Genomic DNA, 25,584 nt, shown 5'->3' on the forward strand with positions numbered 1-25,584 from the left:
TTCATCAAAGAAGTAAATGAACAAATAAAGGAGCAAATAAAACGGTGATGAAACCTGTTAGTGCAATGGATAAACTACTCATAGCACCTTCTGTTTCTCCCATTTCTAAAGCTTTTGATGTGCCAACAGCATGAGATGCTGTTCCTATGGCAATACCCTTTGCTACCTTGTGATGAATTTTAAAAGTTTTGCATACAAAAGGGGCAATGATTGCGCCTAGGATTCCTGTTATGATAATACAGATTACTGTAATGGGGGGTATTCCGCCAACACTTTCAGATACAGCAATACCTATAGGTGTTGTGATAGATTTAGGGATTAAAGAGCGTAGGAGACTATCTGTTAATCGAAAAATTTTTGATAATAGAAAAACAACAGTGATAGAAGTAATCACACCAGTAATAATGCCAATAGAAATAGCTTTTGCATGGTTTTTTAGTTGTGGGAGTTGTTTATACATTGGGATCGCTAAAACAACCGTAGCAGGACCCAAAAAGAAAGAAATTATTTTTCCACCTTTATCATAAGTCTCTAAAGGGATATCAAAGTGTAATAGAATAAAAACGATGATAAAAATACTTATTAATATAGGATTAAAAACGGAAAGCTTTGTTTTTTTATAAATAAACAATCCAAAATTAAAGGCAAGTAAAGAGATGATGATTCCAAATAAAGCATTATCTAATAACATATATTTTACTCCTTTATAAATTTTTGTACAACGTATCCGGTTACTCCCATAACAATAATAGTACTTAAGAGAATAATAATAGAAAGAGATAACCAGTTTGCTTTTAATAGATCAAGAGAAGCGATCAAACCTACACCAGCAGGGATGAAGAAAAAAGCTAGATGCTTTAAAAGAAAATTCCCACAGTATTCAACCCAACTTAGTTTAATGACTTTAAAGAATAACAAAGAGAAAAGAATAAACATGCCCAAAATACTTCCCGGGATAGGGAGAGAAGAGACTTTGCTTAACCATTCTCCTAGCTGCCAGATACATACAATGATGATAAATTGTCCGAATAATTTCATGATACACCTCGATCCATTTAATGAATTAAAATAAAATATTCTATACAAACAGAACAAACATTATAAAACATACAAATATTATTATATAATGCAAAAGGATGCAAATCAATTGTCAAAAAAACGCTAGATTCCTCCAAAAAGTACCATTATATAAGAATATAGTAGAAATAATTTAAAAATCAGCCTGTTGCTAGTAGAATCATTGAAAAAGATTTTTGGTCTTTATAAGCAGAAATCATATAAAATATTAGTAAAGTAAAAGCAAGTCAAAACAATGACTTACTTTTATTTTATTAATTTAGAAATTGTTTTAAATGCATCTGACTTAGCATGTCTGCATAATTCAAACAAGATGGATTCATAGGTGGTAATAATAGCCCCTTCTTTTTGCATTCTTCCAATGGCAATTTGTTTGTCATTTGCTTTCCGTGAAGCAATACAATCCTCTATGATAATAGGTATGTACCCACTATCTATTAAATCAATTACGGTTTGAAGGACACATATATGGGATTCAATTCCAGCGATAATAATCCATTCTTTATTCATATAATCAATCTTTTCTTGAATCATAGATTCATCAAAACAGCTAAATGACATCTTTTCTAAAGGGGTATATTGTTCGAGTACTTGGGTTATTTCATTTACTGTAGGGCCTAGTCCTTTTGTATATTGTTCAGAGACTAAAATTGGAATATCTAGTGCGTTTAAGCCTTTAATAAGAATTTTTAAATTGTCCAGTAATACATTGCTTTTTTCCATATGTGGAAGGAGGCGTTCTTGCATATCGATAATTATTGCCACGGTATTTTCTTTTAATATTCTCATATGAAACACTCCTTTTTAAGTTTGATGTTTATATTCTCCATTGAAAATTTTTTTCCTCCCAAATAATACTTTTTTTCGTATATTTTTACATAGATATCTAAAATCATACAAAAATAAATTAAAAGGCAATTTCATAAATAAAATATAGATTTGTAAATGGCTTGGTAAGATTAGAAAAAGAAGGTTTGTGGTATAATGAAAACATGAAAAATATGGATAAAATAATGGGAGGTATTAATTTGTATATTGAAAAATTTAAAAAGATGATTACAGAAAGTAACAATATTATATTTTTGGAGGGGTAGGAACATCTACAGAAAGCAATATACTAGATTTTAGAACATCAGATACATTGGTACGACACCTTATGATAGCGCTGCTAATTTGGTGATTTAGGATAGTATAGGGGAAGTTTTAAATGGTGTGATATAAATTTAAATGTATAAGGGTAGCTTTTAAAGAATGATTGAACAAAGGGGGAGAAAGATGGGGAAATTATTTGATAAATTATTTATGAACGGAAATTTTTTTACACCTTACCAAGAACCAAAAATTGACTTTGTCGGGGTGAAAGGAGGAAAGATTGTTAAATATGGGGGGAAAGATGAACTTAAACCCTACGACGATGCAGCGGAAATTATAGATCTTAAAGGAAAGTATGTGTATCCAGGTTTTACAGATGCACATATGCATTTAATGGTGTATAGTCAAAAGAATCTGTATGAAGTGGCATTAAATGATATAACATCCAAAGAAGCAATGATGAAAAAAGTAAAAGAATTTATACATGAAAAAAACATAGAATCAGGAGAATGGATAATTGGTTCAGGTTGGAATCAAGATAAATTTGATGATACAGAATTGCCCGATAGATATTTACTAGATGAAATTTCAAAAGAGCATCCTATCTGTTTTACGAGAGCTTGCTATCATATTTGTGCAGTAAATAGTAAAGCACTTCAATTAGCAGATATTGATGAAAATACAGTTTCCAAAAATGGTGGAAGAATTGATAAAGATACAAAAGGGTTCCCTACAGGAATACTTAGGGAAAATGCAATGGAGTTGGTTACGAAAGTTATTCATGGAATCAAGGATAAAGAGAGGATGAAAGAACTCATTATAAAAGGATGTGAAGATTTAGCCAAACTAGGAGTTACTACAGTACATACGGACGATTTTCCATTTGTTGAGGATAAGGAAGTTTTATGGGAGGTACTAAAAGAGTTAGCAATAAAAGATGCGTTACCAATAAGAGTTGTACTGCAATTGAGAGCTACAGAGGTTGAAGATATCTATAGATATAAAAAAATGGGTATGCAATCTTGGGAACGGATCAATAATTTGGTTGTTGGACCCATTAAAATTATTGCGGATGGATCTCTTGGTGCAATGACTGCGGCTTTAGATAAGCCTTATGAAGGAGATATAGAGAACTTTGGGTTAATGCTTATGCACGAAAAAGAATTAGACCAATTGATCTATGAAAGTTTTAAACATAACTTTGATATAGGAATCCATGCTATAGGAGATAGAACTATGCGGGTTATTTTAGAAATTTATGAAAAATATCAACATGTTTATAAGAAAAAAGGATTTAGACCTTCTATTATTCACTGTCAAATAGGAAGCAAAGAAATACTGGATCAATTTAAAAAACTGAGTATAATCGCAAATATTCAGCCAATCTTTCTAAATACAGATTGGAAGATAGCCGAAAATAGAGTGGGGAAAGAAAGACTAACATACAGCTATTGTTGGAGAAAATATATAGATATGGGTATTTTATGTGTGGGTAGCTCAGATGCACCTATAGAAAGTTTTAATCCTCTTTATGGCATTTATACAGCAGTTACTAGAAAAGATTTAGATGGATTTCCGGAGGGCGGGTGGATGCCAGAAGAAAATTTAAATATTAAGGAAGCGATCCATATGTTTACGATAAATGGGTCATATCTTTCACATGAAGAAGATATAAAAGGAAGCATTGAAATAGGAAAGTATGCAGATTTTGTAGTTTTATCTGATGATTTATGTAAGATAAATAAGGCATATATAAAAGATGTGACTGTGGAAGAAACCATTGTTGGAGGGGAATATATTTTTAAGTATGCATAGGATGATCGATCAATGGAAAAAATTGAAAAGAGGTCAGAAGGAAGAACTGGCAGATAAAAAACGCCATTGTACAGTGGCGGTTTTACTACAATTTGATTTTAAAGTTTAACCAAACCAAAGGAATAGAAAGAATACAATAAATAAAAATACAGTATTATTATGAAATAAGAAAAGGGTATCGGAATTTTTTTGAAGGATTTCGAATATGTTTGTATAATATTATAAATGCATACAAAATTCCTTGGGATTGGAGGAAACCCTATGTCTAAAGAAAATATAAAGGAACTTACAGAATCAGATAGAACAAAACTGTATTTTTTAGCAAAGAAGCTTGAAGATATTGCTAAAGAAATAGGAGGAATTAGTGAGGAAGAAAAACAATTTGTTATTGAAAGGGTTTATGGGAAAAATTCAAAAGCGATTGTGAAACTTTGCAATACGATCATAGATCACTTAGGATGGTAGAAAAGTTCATAACCAGAGTGGCGGTTATAAACTTTTTTAAAATGACTAGCGCTGAAAATATTGATTCACAGATTTTAATACACCGGATCCAGATATATTGTAAATCCTTTTTGTAATGTATGCATAAGAAGCCTTCCTAACATGATTTCATCCATTTTATAAATAAATCTATTGAAATATTCTTTTCTATTGAAGTTTTTAAATTTCCCCATTGTATTTTTTCAACATCGATATTTTCTAGTTTGGGTAGGGTTAATGTGGGAATATTTATAAAACTTTCGATAGTTTTTCTATTGTCAACATGACATAAATCTGAAGGATCATAGCCATTTAAAATAATTCCTTTTACTTCAATTCCTATATATTTAGCAAAATTTACTGTAAGCAGAGTATGATTGATTGTGCCTAAGCCTGCACGCGCAATGACTACGATAGATAAATTGAAATCTTTTATTAAATCATATAGCATATATTGATCTTTTAATGGAACAACAAGACCGCCAGCCCCTTCTACAACAATATAAGGATATTTTTGTTTTAGATACTCGAATTGTTGTTTTATTCGATTAATTTGAATAGGTATATTTTCTATTTCTGAAGCCAAATGAGGGGAAACAGGGGTTTGAAACATAAAAGGGGTCATATCTTCTAAGGATTGAGGGATATTTGCAATGGTTTTTACAAAATGGGTATCCCCTGGAATCAATTTTCCGTTTTTTAAAACAGCGCCACTTAGTACGGGCTTAAAATAGCATGCATTGTAGCCGCTAGAACGAAGAAGATGCATAAGTCCTGCGCTAACGACTGTTTTTCCTACATCTGTATCTGTTCCAACGATAAAAATTCCTTTAGACATATGTACACCTCGAATCTTTAAGTGATATTTAGCAAATAAAGTGGAAATTACAGATTTTTCAAAGAAAGAGTTTTTTATAGAATAACCTTAAAAAGAATAATTGTCAACTAGATGAATCATAAAGTTAACGATAGAAAAGAAATAGGGGAAAAATTTTTAGGCGGATTTTATTATGAGATAAAAAAGAGCCATGCCTAAAAGGGCACGAACTCTTTTTAAAAATGTTTAGAAATTAAAGTCATCAATGTTATTAATATCAAAAATTGTTCTTTCTGGCATTAAAACAATACCTGAGTCATCCGCTACATATTTATGTCCTAAAACGGAGTTAGGCATAATTTCTACCTTACCAACTGTAGGAATATCAATTTGATCACCAACAACAAAATCGTTACCTGCAGCTAACCAATATGCAATATAAGCGCCCATAGCTCCTTGAACTTCGCAATCCCAAAGACCAAATCGTTTTAATGTACCATCTTTAACAAAGTCTCTCATTGAGCTAGGTGTTGCAAATCCTGTAATAATTACATCATCAGCATTTTTCCCAAGATTTTTTGCTGCTTGTGCCATACCAGGTAATGCTGTTGAATCTGGACAAATAATTGCATCAACTTCCTTGTATGTATTAAGAATGGATTCTCCAACTTGAATAGATTTTTGTGCGTCAGATTCTCCATATTCTGTTGTTACTAGATTCCATTTAGGGAAATCGGAAGCAATATATTTCTTAGCAGCTTCTACCCATGAATTTTGGTCCGTTACTGTTGGACTAGAATAGAAGAAAGCAAAATCGATTTCTGCATTTTTAGCATCTTCAACTTGGTCTGCAACCATGTCAACTAACATTCTACCTAATTGATCTGGTGTTCCTTGGCTGACCATAATTGAACGATATTCAGGATTAACATCAGAGTCCCATGTAACAACTTTAGTACCAGCATCTGCTGCAGATTTAAGTGCTTCATTAAGTCCATCAGGTGAATTTGATGATACTGCAATAGCGCTGTAACCTTGATTAACTGCACTATTAATTACTTGTACTTGATCTGCAACAGTTGCATTTGTTGTACCATCATATTTGCACTCGAAGCCTACTTCTTTAGCTATTGCTTGTGCGCCTACATTTGCTGACTCAAAGAACATATTACCAGTTAATTTTGGAATAAAAACAACAGAAACATCTTCTGCTTTTTTCTCAACTTTTGTTGTGTCAGCTGCGCCTTGAGTTTCAGTGTTAGCAGGCTCAGTATCTTTTGCACACCCTGTCATAACACTAAATACCATAAGCATTACTACTACTAGTGACAAATACTTCTTTTTCATAATGATTTACTCCTCCTTTAATTTGTATTTTTATATTAATTAGCTAGCAGATGATATAATTAGACCACAGAACGTATCATTTTAATAAGGTGTATCAAGAATTAATGAATAGATCGTTGTGGTTAATGCAGTATAGAGCTAGCTAATCTATATACGATATTTGATCCTTATGTAATATTATATTGAATGGTGCCATCTTATTCAGCTTTTAGCCATTATTTGATTTAATCTTTCTCTTAATATTTGAAAAAAGGTTGCCTTCTCCTAAAGAACTCTTTATGGCTACTGAAATAACAAGTAATAGTCCTATACCTATACCCACAAATTGTGTAGATAGGCCTGTCATTTGCAATCCTAATGTCATCAATCCTATAATAACACTAGCTAATGCTGTTCCTACAATAGAACCCTCTCCACCTGTTATTGCCGTTCCTCCAAGAACAACAGCGGTAATAACAGATAGGGTAAGCGTCGCGCCGTGGTCTGCACGAGAAGAACTCAAATAAGAAGTTATGTACATCCCTGAAATTGCAGCACCAATCCCTACAAGCATATGTGTGCTTAAAATCACTAATTTTGTTTTAATACCAGAAAACTCTGCTGCTTCTTTATTAATTCCAGTAAGATATACTCTTCTACCATAAGTTGTTTTATGCAATAGGATATATGCAATAATAATTAGTAGTCCGAAAATAATCAACGAACTAGGAACGCCGAAAAGCTTACCATGTCCAAGAGCCCTAAAACTATCAGGGAATCCTGTAATTCCTTCTGCGGGACTAATACCTGAAAATCCAATAATGACTAAGGATATTCCGGCATAAAGAAAACTCGTTCCAAGCGTTGCTACCATAGCTTGCACACCAACATAACCTACTAAAAAGCCATTGAAAGCGCCACATAATGCACCTACTATAATGGCAATGCTAAGCGCAAACCAGATATTAAAACCCAACTCTTGCCATAGAAGCCCCATTACAACGGATGATAAACCTACAACTGATCCCATAGATATATCAATGCCACCAGTGATAATAACTAAAGTCATAAATAATGCAATAATAGCCACAGTAACAAAGTCATTCGCACTATTCATAAGTACTTTAATCTTTAAAAATCTTGGATTTATTAATCCAAACATTATAATTTCAATGATTAAGAAAAGAACAAGAGACAGCTCCCATTTTCCTTTAAAGGCCTTCCACTTTTTCATTATTTATCACCGCCTACAAAAGATGACCTAGCTGAAAGACGTTGCTTCCTAGCTTTATCTTGAAAATATTTATGAATCAAAACATCTGATACAACAATGAGGATGAGTAACGATCCTTGAATTGATTTATTCCAAAATGAGGGGACTTTTAAGAAGATCAGTGCTGAATTAATCGCGGTCATAATTATAGCGCCAATGCTTGCGCCAATTACTGAGCCTATACCTCCACTTAAACTCACGCCACCAAGTACACAAGCAGCAATTGCAACCATCTCGATATCGAGGCCTGTATTACTTGTTACAAATCCTACTTGTGACGCAAAAATAACACCTGCAACAGATGCACAAAATCCAGAAGCGACATATGCAATAACTGTTATCTTTTTAACTGGAATCCCAACTAAAATGGAGCCTTCAACATTATCTCCAATCGCTGCAAAAAATCTACCTGTTTTTCCTCTACTAAAATATAATTGAACCAAAGCCACTATTATCACTGCTAATATAAAGTAGAAATTTAATCCACCCAAATTTGCTTGTGAAGCTACCTTGAAAGAATCTGGTAGATTTTCAACCCATTTACCATTTGTATAAACAATCATAGTACCTCTTGTTATTCCCAAAACACCTAACGTCATAATGATGGCTGGAACCTTAATGATTGCAACACCAATACCATTAATAAGACCGATAATAAGTCCAATTGCTATAGCCAATAAGATAGATAACACAACACTTGATCCATCTCTAATCATGCTCGCTGATATAGCGGCCGAAATACCAAGCGTTGCGCCAACTGAAACATCTATACCACCAGTTAGTAGAACAAACGTCATACCAACTGCTAGGAATATATATAAAACACTGCCTTTTAATACTGTTGATATACTTTGCGTATTCATAAAATCTGGGTTTCTTAAACCGACGCCTAAAAAGAGAATAATTAGAAAAGCTAATGCTGTGATTTCTCTTTTTTCAAATATTCTTTTTATAATTGTCATAAGACGTTAAGCCACCTTCCCTTAATTAGAATAAAGTTAATCAAAATCATTCATTATGCACCAAAAGCTGCTAGCGTTAATATATCCATCGTAATCTCTTCTTTAGATAACGCTACATGATTGGTACCATGATACATAACTTCTGCCCGATCTGAAAGTTCATAGATTTCTTCAAAGTCAGATGAAATAAGCAATATAGCTAAACCAAGTTTTTTAAGTTGATAAATAATCTTATAGACATCTCCTCTAGCTCCTGCATCAATACCTCTTGTTGGCTCATCTAGAATAATTACTTTAGGATTTGATGAAAGGATTCTTCCAATAACAACCTTCTGCTGGTTACCTCCAGAAAGTGATTTTAAAGATTGGTCTTGTCCTGTTACTTTAATTCTAAAATCATCTATATATTTTTGTGTAATCTCTTTTTCTTTTCTATGATTAATAAAAACTTTACTAATTCGGCTTAAAATCGCTGAAGTTGTATTAAGTCTTACATCAGCCATTGAAAAGATACCATTCAAATGTCTATCTTCTGGAACATAGTTTAGTCCTAAATCAATAATTTCCTTTGTTTTATAACCTTTTATACTCTTTCCATCTAATAGCACATCGCCACCTGTGATTTCTCCCATACCAAATATTGCTTCAGCCAATTCTGTTCTTCCTGAGCCAACTACTCCAGCAAGGCCTAAAATCTCACCTTCATAAACAGAGAAGGATATATCATGAAATCCGTAACCTGATAAAGAATCTACTTTTAATACAAGATCTTCTTTATTGCCTACTAGATCATTTTCAAGATCTTCTTTTACATTCTCTACGCTATCGGGCATTAAACCTTTAATCAACATTTCTTTTGTAAAATCAGATACAGGACCATTGATGGTAATTTCCCCATCTCTTAAAATAACAACATCTGTAGCAATTTCAAAAACTTCTGTTAGCCTATGGGTGATATAAAACATGCCTATACCTTTTGCTTGAAGATCCTTCATCAATTTAAAGAAAGATTGAATTTCATTAAATGTAAGTGTAGATGTGGGTTCATCAAGAATTAAAATTCTAGCTTCCCTCAGTAGACCTCTTAAAATTTCAACAAGCTGTTGTTCTGCGATAGAAAGCGTAGCTGCCTTTCTACTTAAAGAGATATTCCACCCTAGCTGCTTAATCAAATTTCTAAGCTTTTCCCCTAACTCAGATTTATTTTGATTAAATCCTATGACAACGTTTTCTTCAACCGTCATATTAGGAAAAAGGAGAGGTTCTTGAGGTACTAGATAAATTCCTTTCTCAAGTGCTACCGAAGGCGAACTCATATTGATCTTTTTATCTTCTATATAAATTTCGCCCCTATCAAGAGGATATATGCCCATAATGATTTTCATTAATGTACTTTTTCCTGCACCATTACCACCAATAATAGCAACAATCTCCCCTTCAGATAGCTCAAGTGATGTGCCTTTGAGTACTTCGTTATCAGCAAATGATTTATATATCTCGTTTAATCTTATTAGAGATTTTTTTTCACTCATTTGATCATACCCCCAACCTCATTGTTTTTTATAATTTATTATTTTTGAAAATTCATGATTTACTTAAAGTTTATAATCTTTTGTGTTGATATTAATCATTTGTTAGTTATATAATAGTGCACTTTTACACAATTTGTCAATAGATTTTTGCAGTGAAATCAATATTAAATAACCTATTGACACCAAATTAAAGCATTGATATAATATTTTTAAATAAAAACAAATTATTTTTATGTGAACATTTGTTTTAATGCTTATCAATTCAATATTGTATAATTAATTACAATAATTAGGGAGAAAAACTATGTACGAAGACAATTTGATCTATAAGGTAACTTGGTTCTATTATGCTGATAATATGACTCAAAAAGAAATTGCAGAACATCTTGGTATTTCCAGAATGAAAGTAGTAAAGCTTCTGAATCAAGCGAAAAGCGATGGTATTATTAAATTTAAGATGAATCCCGATGCGAAAGCACATATTAATTTAGAACGTGATTTAATAGAAAAGTTTCATTTAGAAGATGTGTTTGTTGTTCCATCTACGCCAAGCAATGTTAATCACAATATTGCAAAAGGTGCTGCTCAATATATAGAAGAAAAAGTTGAAGCAAATACTTTCATAAATATTGGCTATGGGAACACTGTTTCTCGCACAATTAATCACCTAATTTATTCTTTAGAAAAGCCAATATCATTAGTCACACTATCAGGGGGCGTCTCCTATTATACATCCTCTATTGTTTCAGGCACGCGTAAAAGAACTGCAACAAGCATTACACCTAATATCCATATCCTTCCTGCTCCTTTATTGGCCTCATCAGAAGAAGTGGCAAACATCTTCTTAAATGAAAAGAGTATTAAGAATATCATAAATATGTCAGAATTGTCGAGCATGTCAATCGTAGGCATTGGTTCTGTTTCAAATGATGCAACCATTTTCAAATATCACATTGTTAATGAGGAGGATCGTATTCTATTAGAAATGCAAGGTGCTGTTGGGGATATTCTAAGTCAATTTTATGATAAAAATGGTAATATTTTACAATCTGATTTACATAAAAAACTTGTAAGCATCAAACTTGACACATTAAAAGCTTCTCATAAAACAATTGGGGTTGCAGGTGGAAAAGAAAAGATTCAAGCTATTTATTCTGCTCTTATTGGTGGGTATCTCAACGTTTTAATTACAGATGAAGATACTGCTAATAGCTTAATAAATTTCAAAAATGAATAGTTATTTTTATACACCTTTAAAATTTATTTAAAAAAATCGTAAAGAAGGTGAAAGAATGAAAAAATATGTTATGGCAGTAGATGCAGGTACTGGAAGTGTTCGTTCTGTTATTTTTGACGAAAATTTTAACCAAATTGCTGTTGCGCAACATGAATGGACGCATAAAGAAGATTCACGATATGAAGGTGCGATTGACTTTGATGTTGAGAACAATGCAAAATTAATGATTAATACAATTCGAGAAGTGATTAAGACTTCAGGTATTGATGGAGAAGATATTCTTGCAATTTCAACAACGAGCATGAGAGAGGCTTTTGTCCTATACGATGAAGAGGGGAATGAAATATGGGCTGTTTCTAACGTTGATGCAAGAGCTTCTAAAGAAGTTTTTGAACTGAAAGAAATCTCTGAGAATATAGAAAAAGATATTTATGATATTTCAGGTCAAACTTTTGCGTTGGGAGCCATTCCAAGACTATTATGGGTAAAAAATAATCTACCAGACAGCTATGGAAAGACTAAGGCGATCACAATGCTGAATGACTGGATTATCTATCGGTTAACAGGCATTTTATCTATTGAGCCTTCAAATGCATCTACTACTGGAATACTAGATGCCAATAAACGTAACTGGGATATGTCTATCTTAGAAAAATGTGGGCTCAAACAAGATATGTACCCTCCTATATACGAAAGTGGTACGCCTGTTGGAAAGGTTACAAAAGAAATTGCAAAAATTACAGGACTAAGTGAAAATTGTACTGTTGTTGTAGGCGGTGGCGATGTTCAAATGGGCTGCGTTGGTGTTGGTGTAGTAAAGAGCGGTCAAGCAGCACTCTTAGGGGGAAGCTTTTGGCAACTTGAATATAATACATCATCACCAAATATAGATAGAATGGGTCGTATTAGGGTTAATTGCCATGCTATACCCAAAATGTGGCAACAAGAATTGATTGCTTTTTATCCTGGACTTGTCCTCCGTTGGTTTAGAGACTGTTTTTGCCAATATGAAGCAGACCTTGCTAAAAAAACAGGTGAAAGTATCTATTCTTTACTTAACAAGCAAGCTGAAAATGTCCCTGTAGGTTCAAATAGTGTTCTTTGTTCCTTTTCAAGCATAATGGACTATAAACAGTGGAAACATCCTTCTCCATGTTTTACGAATTTCGGGATTGATCCTGAAAAATATAACAAAGCAACTTTTTACAGATCAATTTTAGAAAATGCAGCCTTAGTAACTTTAGGACATAAAAAAATTATTGAAGATCTCACGGGAGGTTTCCCTGATACGATTATATTCGCATCAGGAGCTTCAAATAGCTCACTTTGGTGTCAAATTGTTGCTGATGTTTTAGGCATCTCAATAAAGGTACCAACTGTAAAAGAATCTACAGCTTTAGGCGCCGCTTTTTGTGCTGGTGTTGGTATCGGGTGGGTGCCTAGTCTTGAGGCTGCTGCAGAAAAATATGTAAACATAGAAAATGTATATATACCGAATACAGAAAATAATACATTATATGAAGCAATTTTTAATAACTGGAAACAATTATCAGAAGCGCAAATTAAAAACAGTGATAATGGTTTTTTACAGCACATGTGGCGAGCTCCTGGAATTTAAAATTTAAATGAGGTGAAAACATGATAAAAGTAAATGAATCAGAAAGAGAATATCGTTTTGGAGATAGTGGACCAAAGTATTTACGCAAAGGACCTTTCTTAAGTGCAGGGATTGTTGCATTTAACCCAGGTCAAGATTTTCAAGGGCACCATCATAAAATTATGGAAGAAAGCTTTTTAATGATTGAAGGGGAACTAGATTTTTATATTGATGATAAACTTGTAAAATGCGCCAAAGGGGATCTTATCACAGCAGAACCAGGCGAAAGTCATTATATTGTAAACACGAGTAACAAAGTTGCAAAAGCAGTATTTATGCTTGCACCTTTCCAATTGCAAGATAAATTCATTGTGGAAGACAAATAAAAGGAGGAAAACAAAAATGGCAGATAAAGACGGAATCAAGGATGCAAAGGAATTTGGTATTGGTATACCACAAGTAACGGAAGGGTTTCATGTAAAAGGATGCAACCACTATGGATGGGGAATGAAATCAAGACTTAGCAAAATTTTCAACCCAAAGAGTGGAAAATCTCTAATGTTAGCTTTTGATCATGGTTATTTCTTAGGACCTACTTCGGGATTAGAAAGATTAGACTTAAAAATACCATCGCTTGTAGATTATATTGATTGTTTTATGGGAACGCGTGGTGGCATGACAACTTGCATTGATCCTGCAATAACAGCAAATAAAGCCATTGCACTTCGTGTTTCATCAGGTTCCTCCATTTTAGATGATGATCTTAGCAATGAAATCGTTTCAGTTGATATTGCAGAAGCGATTCGTATGAACGCTGATTTAATGGCTACGCAAGTCTATATTGGTGCACCATACCAAACAAAATCAATCGATAATCTTTCAAAAGTAATTTGTGCTGGTAACACTTACGGAATACCTACAATGGGTGTTGTTGCTGTAGGCAAGGAAATGGAAAGAAATGCTAAGTACTTTAGACTTGCGACTCGAATCATTGCTGAAGTTGGTGCACAAGTTGTAAAAAGCTACTATTGTGACGACTTTGATAGTGTAGCGGCTTCATGCCCTGTTCCAATTGTAATTGCAGGCGGTAAAAAAATACCAGAAAAAGATGCACTTGAAATGTGCTATAATGCTATATTAATGGGTGCTGCTGGTGTAGATATGGGAAGAAATATTTTTCAATCAGAAGATCCTCTTGCAATGGTTCAAGCTGTACGTGCGATCGTGCATGATGGTATTGATAGCAAAGAAGCATTTGACATGTTCAACGAATTAAAAACAAAGTAGATGCTTAACACGGTGATAGTATATAAGCTTCCTCTTTTCAAAAAAAAGGGGAAGCTTTTTTTTGAAAAAATATAGAACAATGTATTTTATCAATAAATAATACCTAATTATAAAAATGGGTATCTATATTTCATATGACATGTATAAGAGAATAATTGAATAGGTTCGATTTTTATACGAAAAATAATAATAGGATACATTGTTTTTTACATTTTATGGAATGATAATAAGAGAAAGTTTGATATAATATAAAAGGAGTTTTAAAATTATTTCTATAAGGGTAGATATTTTAAAATAGTTGATAAAGTATGAATAATTGATTAGAATAAAATGGAGAAAGGAGATAAATTTGGCATATAACATAATAGATTTGATGAATAAAATAATACTTGTGGCAAAAAAAAGAAAAGAAATGTATGAGAAAATTAGATTTTCAACATCTAGAACAATGAAAGTTTCAGTTGTAGCCACGATATTAGTTAAAGATGTGCAAAAAACCATTGATTACTATGAGCAATTGAAAATCGAAATTGAAAAGGATGAAGAAGAAATCGATTTTTTTATATATGATAAAATTTCATTTTTAATCAATACATTTCAACGTAGGTTTATAAGTCCAGATATTCAAGATACAGAAGAACTTTTGAAATTTTCATTGGATTTTGAGAAACAGGTTGTTGCGCTTTATATAGATATACAAGGAAGAATAATACAAAAAGAAGAAGATCATAAAACGAAAACGTATAAAATTTTATGTGAAATCATAGAAAAAAAACAAAATCATATAAAAAATCTTCAGAAGTTTATTAAAAAGTAAAAAAAAATCTTCAAAAAATCTTTTAAGAGAAGGTGATTTTATGGATTATCAGAAAAAATATGAACAGTGGTTAAGCAATGAATATCTTGATGAACAAACAAAAAATGAATTATTGGCTATAAAAGAGCATCAAGAAGAAATTGAAGACCGGTTTTATAAAGATTTAGAATTTGGTACAGCAGGGCTTCGAGGGAAAATCGGTGCAGGAATAAACCGAATGAATACATATATTATTGCACGAACCACACAAGGACTTTCAGATTTTATTATTGAAAAAGGAAAAGAATATATGGATCGTGGTGTTGCGATTGCGTATGATTGCAGACATTTTTCTAAAGAATTTGCAAAAAAAACAGCGTTAGTTTTAGCAGGAAATGGAATTCGCGCTTATTTATTTGAGGATTTACGTCCTACGCCAGAACTTTCCTTTGCAGTAAGAAAACTGAATACGGCTGCGGGGATTGTGGTAACAGCGAGTCATAATCCTAAGGAATACAATGGATACAAAGTATATTGGGAAGACGGTGCCCAGATTCTTTCAGATATAGCAAATAGCGTAACGGAAAAAATTAATCAGATCAATGATTTTTCGATTGTTAAAGAGATGGATGAAAAAGATGCGCTAGAACAAGGATTTTTAATCATGATTGGGAAAGAAATGGATGATGCATATATTGAGAAAGTAAAGGAATTAGGGTTAAGAGAAGATATTGATAAAAAAATAAAGATTATCTATACGCCGCTAAATGGAACAGGTAATATTCCTGTAAGAAGGGTATTGAAAGAAAGAGGATTTGAAAATATAATGGTTGTTCCTGAACAAGAAAAACCAGATCCAGACTTTACAACGGTAGGATATCCTAATCCAGAAGATGTGAAAGCTTTTGCTTATGCAGAAAAATTAGGAAAAAAAGAAGATGCGGAGTTATTAATTGCGACAGATCCTGATTGTGATCGTGTGGCTGCTATGGTTAAAGACAAAAACGGAGAATATATTGCACTAAATGGCAATCAAACAGGCGCTATTTTGATCCAGTATATATTAGAAATGAAGCAGGAAAAGAATACATTGCGCAATCATTCTTACATTGTAAAATCTATTGTAACAGGAGATTTAGGAAAACAGATTGCAAAATCTTATGGGGTAAAGACTTATGAAGCGCTAACTGGTTTTAAAAATATTTGTGGAATTGTCAACGAATTAGAAAAGTTAGGACAAGAACAGTTTATATTTGGATATGAAGAAAGCATTGGGTATGTAGCAGGAACATTTGTAAGAGATAAAGATGCGGTTATTGCGTCTCAGCTTCTTTGTGAAGCAGCAGCTTATTATAAAACAATAGGCAAAACATTAATAGATGTTTTAGAAGTAATTTATGAAAAATATGGAGTTTATCAAGAAAAACTTATTTCCTTGGTTTTAGAAGGGATAGAAGGGCAAAATAGAATTGAGAGAATGATGAAAGAATATAGGAAGAACTATCCTACAGAAATTGGAGAGAAAAAATTAGCGAGATATATAGATTATCAAAAACAAATCACTTTCGATTTTCTAAAACAGAAGGAAGAAACTGTTGAAATTCCTGTATCCAATGTATTAAAATTCATATTTGATGATGGATCATGGTATGCAATTAGACCATCAGGAACAGAGCCTAAAATTAAAATTTATCTCTATACAAAAGGAGAAAAGTTAGAAAATGCACAAGACAAATTAATAAATATGGAAGAAATGATCATGGAACAATTAAATCAAGTAGAGTAAATCTTACGTTTATCAATAGCACCTGTTAAAAGTAATAGGTGTTATTTTATATTTTGTATAACAATATTTACATATGATATAATATTTTAGGATAAAATCTATTTATAAAATAGTAGACAGTGATTAAATTCTTATTAAGGAAGGTAAATCATGAAGGAGAAGAAATTAATTATTCATAATAAGTTTGTAAAAAAGTATAAAAGTGGTTATCCACTTATAGAAAAAGAAACAATATTAAATAGCGATGATTTGATAAAGGAAGGCACCGTTGTAAGGTTAGTAGAGGAAAATAATAAATTTATCGCAAAGGGGTATTATGGGATACAGAATAAAGGTTATGGATGGGTTATAACACAAAATGAAAAAGAAACAATAGATTATTCCTTTTTTAATAAAAAACTATTTAATGCAATCAACTGTAGAGAAAAATTTTATAAGGATAAAAATACAACTGCTTTTAGAATTTTTAATGGAGAAGGAGATGGAATCGGAGGATTTACAATTGACTATTTTGATGGTTACTATTTGATTAATTGGTATAGCAAAGGTATCTATCACTTTAAAGATTATGTAATAGAAGCACTAAAAAATCTTTCAGATGGTATAGGCATTTATGAGAAAAAAAGGTTTGACAATCAGGGGAAATTTATAGAAGAAGATAGTTTTGTATGGGGAAAAGAAGCAGAGATGCCTATTATTGTGAAAGAAAATGGTGTGAATTTTGCAATTTACTTAAATGAAGGCGCTATGGTAGGTGTATTTTTAGATCAAAGGGACGTAAGAAAGAAAATCTTAGACAAATATGCAAAAGGAAAAGAAGTTTTAAATACTTTTTCCTATACAGGAGCATTTTCTATTTTTGCTGCTGTAGGAGGTGCTTCAAAAACTACCAGTGTAGACCTTGCTAATCGTAGTTTATCAAAGACCATAGAACATTTTAGTTTAAATGGGATAGACTATGAAACACAAGATATTATTGTGGAAGATGTATTTCATTATTTTAAGTATGCGGGAAAGAAAGAATTGAAATTTGACTTGGTTATTTTAGATCCCCCAAGTTTTGCAAAATCTAAGAAATTTAAATTTAGTGCTGCAAAAGATTATAAAGAATTATTAAAATCAACCATAAAAATTACAGAGGATCAAGGGGTTATTGTTGCATCAACAAACTGTGCTAGTTTTGATATGAAGAAGTTTAAAGGCTTTATTGATCAAGCCTTTGAAGAATTAGGGAAAGGATATAAAATATTAGAAGAATATAGACTTCCAGAGGATTTTAGAACTATAAAAGAATTTAGAGAAGGAAATTATTTGAAAGTTGTGTTCGTTCAGTGTACTGACAATATATCTACTGCTAGAAGATAGAGGAAAAAGCTTTTAAGTATAGAAAATGATAGAAAAATATAATTGTTTTTTACAAGAGGAATAATCTATGAAAAACTTAATGGATTTCAAGAAAAATGCTATTATTTCTTTGGTAGGTGCAGGGGGAAAGACTTCTTGTATGTTCACTTTAGCAGAAGAACTTAGAAAGGAATTAAAAATATTAGTGACGACAACGACAAAGATATATATGCCTAAGAAAAATAAATATGATTTTCTATGTTTGGATAAAAGTCTATTTTCACAGTTTTATTATAAAAAAAACAAAGGGATCTATGTTTATGGGGATGGCATTAATAAAGATGGAAAACTAATGGGAATGCATCAAAATGATTTGATAAATTGTCATAGATTTTTTGATGTAACCATTGTAGAAGCAGATGGCTCAAAACAAAAACCTATTAAAGGATGGAATCCATATGAACCTGTAGTATGTGAGAAAACGGATACAACGATAGGTATACTAGATATAAGCGTGATAGGCAAAAAAATTGATAAAAACAATGTACATAGGGTAAATGCATTTGCGAAAATTACAGATAGTTATTTAGATGAAGATATTTGTATAGGGCATCTTGTTTCTATGGTGAATCATCCAGATGGACTTTTTAAAAATGCTTTAGGAGAGAAAATTTTATTTATTAACAAGGTAGAAAATGAAAAATATAAAAAATTAGCAATGGAATTAGTAGAGCTACTAGTAAAAAGAAATAAAATAGATAAGATCATTATAGGTAGTATCAAATACAAACATTATTATATGGCTTTTAAGAAAAACTAAGAAAGTAGATGGGGCTATATATCAGCGCATAGTTATCAAAATAATAATATGAATGATCATTGTGATCAATACTGAAATTTAAATAAATAAGTTTAGATAAATAAATATCACAATGATCATTACTGTATGAAAAATCTACTTTTAAAAGGTGCATTTATGCTATAAGACCAACAATAAGAAGGATATGTTTAAATAAAATAGAAAGAAGATCGTATTTAAAAAAGAAGTATGCCTAAAATAGGCGTCATGGTTTTAAAAATTAAGGGTTGTAGACTGGAGGGAATTTATAAGGAAAAGAATAGAAATGATCAAATACAAAAGCTAGAGAAAAATATTAAAATATAGCATAAAGATACTGGATAAAAATTTGATTTGACATAGTAATTGCTTTAAATTAAACAAACACCATATAGTAGAAAAAAATTTATATAGGAGGTATTTATTATGGGAAATACGGTAATAGCAACAAAAAAAGCACCAGGAGCGATAGGTCCTTATTCACAAGCAATTAAAGTAGGGGATTTTGTTTATACTTCTGGTCAATTACCAATCAATCCTGAAACAGGAGAGCTTATTGATGATGTGAAAAAAGCTACAGCACAGTCGTTAGAAAATGTTAAAGCCATATTAGAAGAAGCTGGAACAAGTATTGAAAAAGTAGTAAAAGTTCTAGTGTTTTTAAAAGATTTAAATGATTTTACAGCTGTAAATGAAGTATATGCAACATACTTTTCACAAAATTATCCTGCTAGATCTTGTGTAGAGGTTGCTAAATTACCTAAAGATGCTAGACTAGAGATTGAAGTGATCGCATCATTAAATGAATAGTAAATATGGAATCATTGCCCCTCAGATTTGTTGGGGGGCAACTTATTAAGTAAATCAAATGTTTTTTGAAAAGATATGGGAATAATGATGGAAAAATTTATTATACAGGAGCTCATTCATAGAATAAATCAAAATGAAGATGTAGCTTTGGTTACAATTGTGAATGCGCAAGGTAGTAGTCCGAGAGGGACTAGTAACAAGCTATTAAATACAAAAAAGACGTTTTATCTTTAAAAAATAAAGTAGGAAGTGAGACGGATGTTTTCTAATATAAAAGTGATTGTAAAAGGAGGTGGAGATCTTGCTTCTGCTGTGATCCATAAATTATTTCAAGTTGGATTTTTAGTGATAGTAACAGAATTAAAAAAGCCAATGATGGTTAGGCGTACAGTATCTTTTGCCAATTGTATTTATGAAAAAGAATGGACAGTAGAAGGGGTAACGGCTGTATTTGTTGAAAAAGATGAAGCAGTAGAGAAGATGGTTAAGCAGAGAAAAATTCCAGTAGTCATTGATTCATCCTGTAATATAAAAAATGTAATCAAACCACATATTATTATCGATGCAACTTTAGCAAAGAGAAATTTAGGAACAAAGATAGATGATGCACCGATCGTTATAGGTTTAGGGCCAGGATTTACTGCAAAAGTGGATGTAGATGCAGTGATAGAGACAATGAGAGGGCATAATCTTGGAAGGGTAATTTTTAGAGGATGTGCAGTTTCAAACACAGGCATTCCAGGAAATATTAACGGATATACATCTGAAAGAGTGTTACGCGCACCATGTGAAGGGATTGTAAAGAATAGTCGTAAGATAGGGGATCGGGTAAAAAGGGGAGAAACTATAGGATGTGTAGGAGATGAAGTTATCAAAGCATCGATTGATGGTGTTTTAAGAGGCTTGATTCATCATGGATTGTTTGTTAAAAGAAATGAAAAAATAGGGGATATTGATCCAAGAGGAGAAAAAGACAACTGTTTCTCCATTAGTGATAAGGGGAGAAATATAGCAGGAGGAGTTTTAGAAGCAGTTTTGATTCTCTTAGGAAAGGAAGAGAAGTATCAAGATGAAAGAAGGAAAAATTACATTTGATAGATGTTGATATTCGGGTAAAGATATTTATCTCTATGTTTTTTTCAGGACTTATTTTATACCATTCTAATGAAACTGAATTGATTTTAGGATTAGTAAAATTGAAAGTACCTTATGAAATTGGTTTTATGATTCAGTTAGCAACCCTGTTTTTACTAGTTTTTATGGGAGAAATGAAAGATACTATTTATGTGATACAATTAAGAGGGTTTAAAAAACAACCTGTTCGGACTTATTATGGACAAATATATTTCAAAAGGAAAGATTATATCATTATGAATATTTTTTTGATGATGACGGTTTTATTTGTTTATAATGGTAGATAAATGGTAAGTAGAAAAATGTCATGCACCTGATTTTTAAAAAAGAGGGTGTTTTTTTATTAGAAGTTTGAACAAAGAATCTTGACATAAATACTGACATAGTGTACTATTTGAATATAACAATTGCAAAAGTGAGGTGAATCAATGGACTTTGATGCAAGAATACCTATTTATTTTCAAATTATTGAAAAAATAAAAAAGGAAATTATATTAGGAAAGCTACAAAGGGGGGAGAAACTACCTTCTGTAAGAAGCATGGCAAGTGAACTGAAGGTGAATGTGAATACAATGCAGCGTGTATATCAAGAATTAGAAAGGGAAGGGATTACATTTACACAAAGAGGAACGGGATCTTTTGTTACGGAGGATAATGGCATGATTCAGAAAATAAAGGATGATATGGCACAGGGATTGATTAAAAGTTTTGTAGAAGGAATGAAAGAGTTAGGCTTTGATCGTGAAGGGATTATAGAAAATGTGAATGAATACATAGAGGAGGCGTAAGCGTGGAACTTTTGAAAGTCGAAAATGTGACAAAAAAATATATTACTAAAAAAGCTTTAGAAAATATGAATATGACCATAGAAGAAGGAAAAATCTATGGTTTGCTAGGACCCAATGGCAGTGGAAAAACTACACTTATGAAAATGATTGCAGGACTCATACAGCCGAGTAGTGGAAAAATTGAAATCATGGAAAAGAAAATAGGAAAAGAATCAAAACAAATGGTATCGTATATGCCAACAAGCAACCATTTGCCTAAGTGGATGAAAATTGAGCAGTGTATAGGGTATTATGATGATTACTTTGAAGATTTTGATCGAGAAAAGGCAAAAGAATTAATTGATTTTATGGGACTAAAAGAAAATTTAAAGGTAGGCGCTCTTTCAACAGGAATGCTTGGGAGATTAAAATTAAGTTTGGTTCTTTCTAGAAATGCAAAACTATATGTACTCGATGAACCTTTAAATGGAATTGATCCTATATCTCGTGAAAAAATCATGCAGACGATTCTGAATGCTTGTCAAGAAGAGAATACTGTGATTATTTCAAGTCATTTGGTTAAGGAATTAGAAACGATTTTAGATGAAGTGATTTTCTTAGAAAAAGGAAATGTTGTATTATCTGGAAATGCGGAAAATTTTAGAATAGAAAAAGGAATGTCTATGGATGAGTTATATAGGGAGGTATATAAAGATGCTTAAAATAATCAAATATGAATGGATGCACCGCTTTAAATTTTTCTTAGCGGGTTTCGTTGTTTGTATATTGCTGAATATAGAACTTGTAAGAAATATAATCAATAAAAATCAGGGGCATCAAGGGACTATATTATATGTAGGTATTTTGATAGCGCTTGCATTTGCCTTTGGCATTGGTTTAGGAATTGACCATATAAGAAGGATGTATAAAAGTCTATTTACAGAAGAAGGATATTTCTTATTTACAACACCTTTAAGTGGATATGGTATTTTAGGGGGTAAATTGATCACAATTATTTTAGAGTGTTTAGGGATTACTTTTTTAGGAGGGATACTTTTTTTTATAGATTATAAAATCCTTTTGAATAGATTTCCAGAAATAGAGATTACTTCTGAAATTCCTGCTGAAATAGTGATTAATCTATTCAAATTTTTTATGTTAATATTATTTGGGTATATCACATTGTTATTAATGATCTATCTAGCGATGGTATTGGCAAGAAGTATTTTTTCGGCTGTACGCTATGGAAAATTATTATCTTTTATATTTTTTATTATGATTGCACAAGTTGTAGGAAAGATTACAAGTTATATTGGTAAAGCTACAGAGACGGTTGTGTATGTGGAAATGTATGGAGATGCACATTTTCCTACGGTCACCAATGAATATTTTTTATTACAGATTTGTATTGTAGGTGCATTGTTCATGATAACAGGTTATTTAATAGATCGAAAAATAAATATATAAATAATCAAGAGTCATGAAAATGAGATATGCATTATGCATGTCTTATTTTCATGTGCGCATATTTATGATGATTTTACTGGATAAAACAGATATTTGAAAATTAAATGAAATTTGTAGGTTATATAGGTTATATAGGAGGATATCTTTTAGAGAGATGCTTCTGTCATAAAACTGTCATGAATAAGTAATTAAATAGAAATAGTAGCAAAAAATAGTATATGATAGAATAATTATATAAAAAAGTAGAAAAGAGTATATTTTGGAAATTTGTAATAGTACATAGAGAAATATAGGGGGATAAGGTATAATTAAAGAAAGAGTTTGCAAGGCCTCACCTTTTAATCCGTAAGGTCGATTACTTTCTATAAGTGAAGAAAAAGTAGATGAAAGCTTTTCTCAAATCCAGTAAAAGGAGTGATATTTTGAAAAAGAAAGACATTTATATGGTGCTAGGGTGTTTTGCTATATTGATTGGATTTATGCTTACCAAGCATTATGTTTTAGCAGCATCTCTATCCAAAGACTATCAGGGCCCTGTATTGATGATAAAAGAAGAGGAGAATATGACCACATACGAAAATTATGATGAGGTTGTAAAGCGCCAAGATGAAAATGTTTATATAGATTTAGATACCATATCAAATCATTTGAAGATCCTCACAGATTATGATGCGAATAATGGGGTTTTAGTGATCACAAGTACGGATAAAATTATTCGATTCTATCAAGATGGAAAAGTAAAAATGAATCAAAATATAGTAGAAAATATCCCACCTATGAAAAAGATGGATGAAAAGATTTTCATACCAATAAATAAAATAGCAGAGAATTTAAGAATAAAATATACTTTTGTTGAAGAAAATGGTTCTATTATTTTAGAAAATCAAATGGATAAAAAAATTATTGCAAAGGCAGTGAAAAATAATGTGAATGTAAGATTTGAAGCAACTTCTTGGTCGCATGAAGATGATTTTTTGCAAGAAGATGAAGCAGTAGAAGTTTTAAAAGAAGAAGGCGAATGGGTAAAAGTATTAACCCCTAGAGGGAAAACTGGATATGTACAAAAAAAAGAACTAAAAGATCAACAAGAAGTACTAGGGTTAGCAGATAAAAACAAACCAGTCTGGAAGCCGGAAAGTGGAAAAATTATTTTGACTTGGGAGCATGTTTTTAGCAAAAATCCTGAAATTTCAAAAATAGGAGCATTGGAAGGCGTAAATGTGATATCTCCAACGTGGATTACGCTTACAGATGCTTCTGGAACGATTAAAAACAAAATAAGCAACGAATATATATATTGGGCAAAAAGTAGAGGCTATAAGATATGGCCATTATTTACAAATGATTTCAATCCAGATATGACAAATGAATTCTTTCAAAATGCGGGTACAAGAGAAAAGGTAATTAACGATTTAGCCAAATTGGTGAAAGAAAACAATATGGATGGTATCAATATAGATTTCGAAAATGTTTATTTAAAGGATAAAGAAAGACTTGTTATTTTTGTAAGAGAACTTACTTCTGTTTTTCATGAAAATAACTTGGTCGTTTCTATAGATGTAACCGTAAGGGGAGGTAGTGAAAATTGGTCACAGTGCTATGACCGGGGTGCGCTAGGAGAAGTGGTAGACTATATCGCATTAATGGCCTATGATGAACATTGGGGATCAAGTCCTGTAAGTGGTTCAGTAGCTTCAATGGGATGGGTTGAAAAAGGAATAAAAGGTTTACTTGAAGAAGTACCATCAGAGAAGCTTATACTAGGCGTTCCTTTTTATACAAGAATCTGGATGGAAACCCCAACGAATGAAGATCCAAATAAAATGAATGTGAAGTCAAAAGCAGTGAAGATGGAGGCTGTTAATGAAATACTAGAAAAAGATGGCATAGAAAAAGTATGGGATGAAGAAAGTGGACAAAATTATGTGGAATATGTTGAAAATAATATTCTTCATAAAATATGGATTGAAGATGAAAAATCTATGCAATTAAGAGCTGATTTTGTATCTAAGTATGATCTCGCTGGTATTGCAACATGGAGAAGAGGGTTTGAAACAGAAGATATATGGACTGTGATCGAGGAAAGATTGACTAAAAAATAATCAAAAATTGTTTCGAGATCAATAGATAGGGTGTTTTTTTAA

General features: G+C 31.9%; 26 protein-coding genes. 18 read left to right on the forward strand and 8 right to left on the reverse strand.

Annotated elements, in window-relative coordinates; translation table 11 throughout:
• Window positions 1-4: 4 nt before the first annotated feature.
• The 3 genes from EV214_RS09280 to EV214_RS09290 all read right to left on the reverse strand — a co-directional run bounded on the left by EV214_RS09280 (window position 5) and on the right by EV214_RS09290 (window position 1,866).
• A complete protein-coding gene (locus tag EV214_RS09280; protein ID WP_132245034.1) occupies window positions 5-691 on the reverse strand; it encodes an LrgB family protein in 687 nt (228 codons plus the stop codon).
• A 5-nt stretch (window positions 692-696) separates the two neighbouring features.
• Window positions 697-1,038 carry a CidA/LrgA family protein gene (locus EV214_RS09285; RefSeq protein WP_132245036.1) on the reverse strand — a complete coding sequence of 114 codons (342 nt, stop codon included), beginning with the start codon at window positions 1,036-1,038 and terminating at the stop codon, window positions 697-699.
• Between the two features lie 285 nt (window positions 1,039-1,323).
• Entirely contained in the window at window positions 1,324-1,866 is a 543-nt protein-coding gene (locus tag EV214_RS09290) for an isochorismatase family protein (RefSeq protein WP_132245038.1), read from the reverse strand.
• A gap of 486 nt (window positions 1,867-2,352) precedes the next feature.
• Between EV214_RS09290 and EV214_RS09295 the strand changes: the two genes are divergently transcribed.
• The gene (locus tag EV214_RS09295; RefSeq protein WP_165916317.1) at window positions 2,353-3,984 is read left to right on the forward strand and encodes an amidohydrolase; all 1,632 of its coding nucleotides are present in this window, start codon (window positions 2,353-2,355) and stop codon (window positions 3,982-3,984) included.
• A 261-nt stretch (window positions 3,985-4,245) separates the two neighbouring features.
• A complete protein-coding gene (locus EV214_RS09300; protein WP_132245042.1) occupies window positions 4,246-4,449 on the forward strand; it encodes a hypothetical protein in 204 nt (67 codons plus the stop codon).
• A 136-nt stretch (window positions 4,450-4,585) separates the two neighbouring features.
• Here EV214_RS09300 and bioD read toward each other — a convergent pair whose 3' ends face one another.
• From bioD to EV214_RS09325, 5 genes are all read right to left on the reverse strand, one after another.
• Window positions 4,586-5,305 carry a dethiobiotin synthase gene (gene bioD / locus EV214_RS09305; protein ID WP_132245044.1) on the reverse strand — a complete coding sequence of 240 codons (720 nt, stop codon included), beginning with the start codon at window positions 5,303-5,305 and terminating at the stop codon, window positions 4,586-4,588.
• A 225-nt stretch (window positions 5,306-5,530) separates the two neighbouring features.
• Window positions 5,531-6,631: an autoinducer 2 ABC transporter substrate-binding protein LsrB gene (lsrB, locus tag EV214_RS09310; RefSeq protein ID WP_132245046.1), complete on the reverse strand. Its 1,101-nt coding sequence runs from the start codon at window positions 6,629-6,631 to the stop codon at window positions 5,531-5,533.
• Between the two features lie 208 nt (window positions 6,632-6,839).
• Window positions 6,840-7,844 carry an ABC transporter permease gene (locus tag EV214_RS09315; protein WP_132245048.1) on the reverse strand — a complete coding sequence of 335 codons (1,005 nt, stop codon included), beginning with the start codon at window positions 7,842-7,844 and terminating at the stop codon, window positions 6,840-6,842.
• A complete protein-coding gene (locus EV214_RS09320; protein ID WP_132245050.1) occupies window positions 7,844-8,845 on the reverse strand; it encodes an ABC transporter permease in 1,002 nt (333 codons plus the stop codon). Before EV214_RS09320 ends, EV214_RS09315 begins: the two co-directional genes overlap by 1 nt.
• A gap of 53 nt (window positions 8,846-8,898) precedes the next feature.
• The gene (locus EV214_RS09325) at window positions 8,899-10,377 is read right to left on the reverse strand and encodes a sugar ABC transporter ATP-binding protein (protein ID WP_132245052.1); all 1,479 of its coding nucleotides are present in this window, start codon (window positions 10,375-10,377) and stop codon (window positions 8,899-8,901) included.
• Window positions 10,378-10,681: 304 nt separating this feature from the next.
• Between EV214_RS09325 and EV214_RS09330 the strand changes: the two genes are divergently transcribed.
• The 16 genes from EV214_RS09330 (at window position 10,682) to EV214_RS09405 (ending at window position 25,542) form a co-directional block, all read left to right on the forward strand.
• Window positions 10,682-11,614, forward strand: coding sequence for a sugar-binding transcriptional regulator (locus tag EV214_RS09330; RefSeq protein ID WP_132245054.1), 933 nt, complete (start codon window positions 10,682-10,684; stop codon window positions 11,612-11,614).
• Between the two features lie 55 nt (window positions 11,615-11,669).
• Window positions 11,670-13,232, forward strand: coding sequence for an autoinducer-2 kinase (gene lsrK / locus EV214_RS09335; RefSeq protein ID WP_132245056.1), 1,563 nt, complete (start codon window positions 11,670-11,672; stop codon window positions 13,230-13,232).
• A gap of 20 nt (window positions 13,233-13,252) precedes the next feature.
• Window positions 13,253-13,597: a cupin domain-containing protein gene (locus tag EV214_RS09340; protein WP_132245058.1), complete on the forward strand. Its 345-nt coding sequence runs from the start codon at window positions 13,253-13,255 to the stop codon at window positions 13,595-13,597.
• 16 nt (window positions 13,598-13,613) lie between these two features.
• Window positions 13,614-14,498: a 3-hydroxy-5-phosphonooxypentane-2,4-dione thiolase gene (gene lsrF / locus EV214_RS09345; protein WP_132245060.1), complete on the forward strand. Its 885-nt coding sequence runs from the start codon at window positions 13,614-13,616 to the stop codon at window positions 14,496-14,498.
• Between the two features lie 349 nt (window positions 14,499-14,847).
• Window positions 14,848-15,315 carry a hypothetical protein gene (locus EV214_RS09350; protein WP_132245062.1) on the forward strand — a complete coding sequence of 156 codons (468 nt, stop codon included), beginning with the start codon at window positions 14,848-14,850 and terminating at the stop codon, window positions 15,313-15,315.
• 40 nt (window positions 15,316-15,355) lie between these two features.
• Window positions 15,356-17,080: a phospho-sugar mutase gene (locus EV214_RS09355; protein WP_132245064.1), complete on the forward strand. Its 1,725-nt coding sequence runs from the start codon at window positions 15,356-15,358 to the stop codon at window positions 17,078-17,080.
• Window positions 17,081-17,230: 150 nt separating this feature from the next.
• A complete protein-coding gene (locus EV214_RS09360) occupies window positions 17,231-18,445 on the forward strand; it encodes a class I SAM-dependent rRNA methyltransferase (RefSeq protein WP_132245066.1) in 1,215 nt (404 codons plus the stop codon).
• Between the two features lie 67 nt (window positions 18,446-18,512).
• Window positions 18,513-19,244, forward strand: coding sequence for a selenium cofactor biosynthesis protein YqeC (gene yqeC / locus EV214_RS09365; RefSeq protein ID WP_132245068.1), 732 nt, complete (start codon window positions 18,513-18,515; stop codon window positions 19,242-19,244).
• Between the two features lie 444 nt (window positions 19,245-19,688).
• Window positions 19,689-20,072 carry a RidA family protein gene (locus tag EV214_RS09370; RefSeq protein WP_132245070.1) on the forward strand — a complete coding sequence of 128 codons (384 nt, stop codon included), beginning with the start codon at window positions 19,689-19,691 and terminating at the stop codon, window positions 20,070-20,072.
• A gap of 87 nt (window positions 20,073-20,159) precedes the next feature.
• Window positions 20,160-20,306, forward strand: a complete 147-nt coding sequence (locus tag EV214_RS09375) for an XdhC family protein (protein WP_165916318.1) — start codon at window positions 20,160-20,162, stop codon at window positions 20,304-20,306.
• Between the two features lie 24 nt (window positions 20,307-20,330).
• Window positions 20,331-21,167 carry a selenium-dependent molybdenum cofactor biosynthesis protein YqeB gene (gene yqeB / locus EV214_RS09380; protein ID WP_132245074.1) on the forward strand — a complete coding sequence of 279 codons (837 nt, stop codon included), beginning with the start codon at window positions 20,331-20,333 and terminating at the stop codon, window positions 21,165-21,167.
• Entirely contained in the window at window positions 21,164-21,493 is a 330-nt protein-coding gene (locus EV214_RS09385) for a hypothetical protein (RefSeq protein WP_132245076.1), read from the forward strand. Before yqeB ends, EV214_RS09385 begins: the two co-directional genes overlap by 4 nt.
• A 141-nt stretch (window positions 21,494-21,634) precedes the next feature.
• Window positions 21,635-21,994, forward strand: coding sequence for a GntR family transcriptional regulator (locus EV214_RS09390; protein ID WP_132245078.1), 360 nt, complete (start codon window positions 21,635-21,637; stop codon window positions 21,992-21,994).
• A 2-nt stretch (window positions 21,995-21,996) separates the two neighbouring features.
• Complete coding sequence (locus EV214_RS09395) at window positions 21,997-22,695, forward strand: ABC transporter ATP-binding protein (RefSeq protein WP_243116608.1); 699 nt, start codon at window positions 21,997-21,999, stop codon at window positions 22,693-22,695.
• Complete coding sequence (locus tag EV214_RS09400; protein WP_132245080.1) at window positions 22,688-23,440, forward strand: hypothetical protein; 753 nt, start codon at window positions 22,688-22,690, stop codon at window positions 23,438-23,440. Before EV214_RS09395 ends, EV214_RS09400 begins: the two co-directional genes overlap by 8 nt.
• A gap of 422 nt (window positions 23,441-23,862) precedes the next feature.
• Window positions 23,863-25,542, forward strand: coding sequence for a glycosyl hydrolase family 18 protein (locus tag EV214_RS09405; protein ID WP_165916319.1), 1,680 nt, complete (start codon window positions 23,863-23,865; stop codon window positions 25,540-25,542).
• The last annotated feature ends 42 nt before the right edge of the window (window positions 25,543-25,584 follow it).

Source organism: Marinisporobacter balticus, from assembly GCF_004345705.1.
In the GTDB taxonomy this organism is placed as follows: Bacteria; Bacillota; Clostridia; order Peptostreptococcales; family Thermotaleaceae; genus Marinisporobacter; species Marinisporobacter balticus.

What these genes read in the sequence shown, in the direction of transcription:
- EV214_RS09280 (WP_132245034.1), bottom strand. Translation starts at nt 691, where the DNA reads ATGTTATTAGATAATGCTTTATTTGGAATCATCATCTCTTTACTTGCC.
- EV214_RS09285 (WP_132245036.1), bottom strand. Translation starts at nt 1,038, where the DNA reads ATGAAATTATTCGGACAATTTATCATCATTGTATGTATCTGGCAGCTA.
- EV214_RS09290 (WP_132245038.1), bottom strand. Translation starts at nt 1,866, where the DNA reads ATGAGAATATTAAAAGAAAATACCGTGGCAATAATTATCGATATGCAA.
- EV214_RS09295 (WP_165916317.1), top strand. Translation starts at nt 2,353, where the DNA reads ATGGGGAAATTATTTGATAAATTATTTATGAACGGAAATTTTTTTACA.
- EV214_RS09300 (WP_132245042.1), top strand. Translation starts at nt 4,246, where the DNA reads ATGTCTAAAGAAAATATAAAGGAACTTACAGAATCAGATAGAACAAAA.
- bioD (WP_132245044.1), bottom strand. Translation starts at nt 5,305, where the DNA reads ATGTCTAAAGGAATTTTTATCGTTGGAACAGATACAGATGTAGGAAAA.
- lsrB (WP_132245046.1), bottom strand. Translation starts at nt 6,631, where the DNA reads ATGAAAAAGAAGTATTTGTCACTAGTAGTAGTAATGCTTATGGTATTT.
- EV214_RS09315 (WP_132245048.1), bottom strand. Translation starts at nt 7,844, where the DNA reads ATGAAAAAGTGGAAGGCCTTTAAAGGAAAATGGGAGCTGTCTCTTGTT.
- EV214_RS09320 (WP_132245050.1), bottom strand. Translation starts at nt 8,845, where the DNA reads ATGACAATTATAAAAAGAATATTTGAAAAAAGAGAAATCACAGCATTA.
- EV214_RS09325 (WP_132245052.1), bottom strand. Translation starts at nt 10,377, where the DNA reads ATGAGTGAAAAAAAATCTCTAATAAGATTAAACGAGATATATAAATCA.
- EV214_RS09330 (WP_132245054.1), top strand. Translation starts at nt 10,682, where the DNA reads ATGTACGAAGACAATTTGATCTATAAGGTAACTTGGTTCTATTATGCT.
- lsrK (WP_132245056.1), top strand. Translation starts at nt 11,670, where the DNA reads ATGAAAAAATATGTTATGGCAGTAGATGCAGGTACTGGAAGTGTTCGT.
- EV214_RS09340 (WP_132245058.1), top strand. Translation starts at nt 13,253, where the DNA reads ATGATAAAAGTAAATGAATCAGAAAGAGAATATCGTTTTGGAGATAGT.
- lsrF (WP_132245060.1), top strand. Translation starts at nt 13,614, where the DNA reads ATGGCAGATAAAGACGGAATCAAGGATGCAAAGGAATTTGGTATTGGT.
- EV214_RS09355 (WP_132245064.1), top strand. Translation starts at nt 15,356, where the DNA reads ATGGATTATCAGAAAAAATATGAACAGTGGTTAAGCAATGAATATCTT.
- EV214_RS09360 (WP_132245066.1), top strand. Translation starts at nt 17,231, where the DNA reads ATGAAGGAGAAGAAATTAATTATTCATAATAAGTTTGTAAAAAAGTAT.
- yqeC (WP_132245068.1), top strand. Translation starts at nt 18,513, where the DNA reads ATGAAAAACTTAATGGATTTCAAGAAAAATGCTATTATTTCTTTGGTA.
- EV214_RS09370 (WP_132245070.1), top strand. Translation starts at nt 19,689, where the DNA reads ATGGGAAATACGGTAATAGCAACAAAAAAAGCACCAGGAGCGATAGGT.
- EV214_RS09375 (WP_165916318.1), top strand. Translation starts at nt 20,160, where the DNA reads ATGGAAAAATTTATTATACAGGAGCTCATTCATAGAATAAATCAAAAT.
- yqeB (WP_132245074.1), top strand. Translation starts at nt 20,331, where the DNA reads ATGTTTTCTAATATAAAAGTGATTGTAAAAGGAGGTGGAGATCTTGCT.
- EV214_RS09390 (WP_132245078.1), top strand. Translation starts at nt 21,635, where the DNA reads ATGGACTTTGATGCAAGAATACCTATTTATTTTCAAATTATTGAAAAA.
- EV214_RS09400 (WP_132245080.1), top strand. Translation starts at nt 22,688, where the DNA reads ATGCTTAAAATAATCAAATATGAATGGATGCACCGCTTTAAATTTTTC.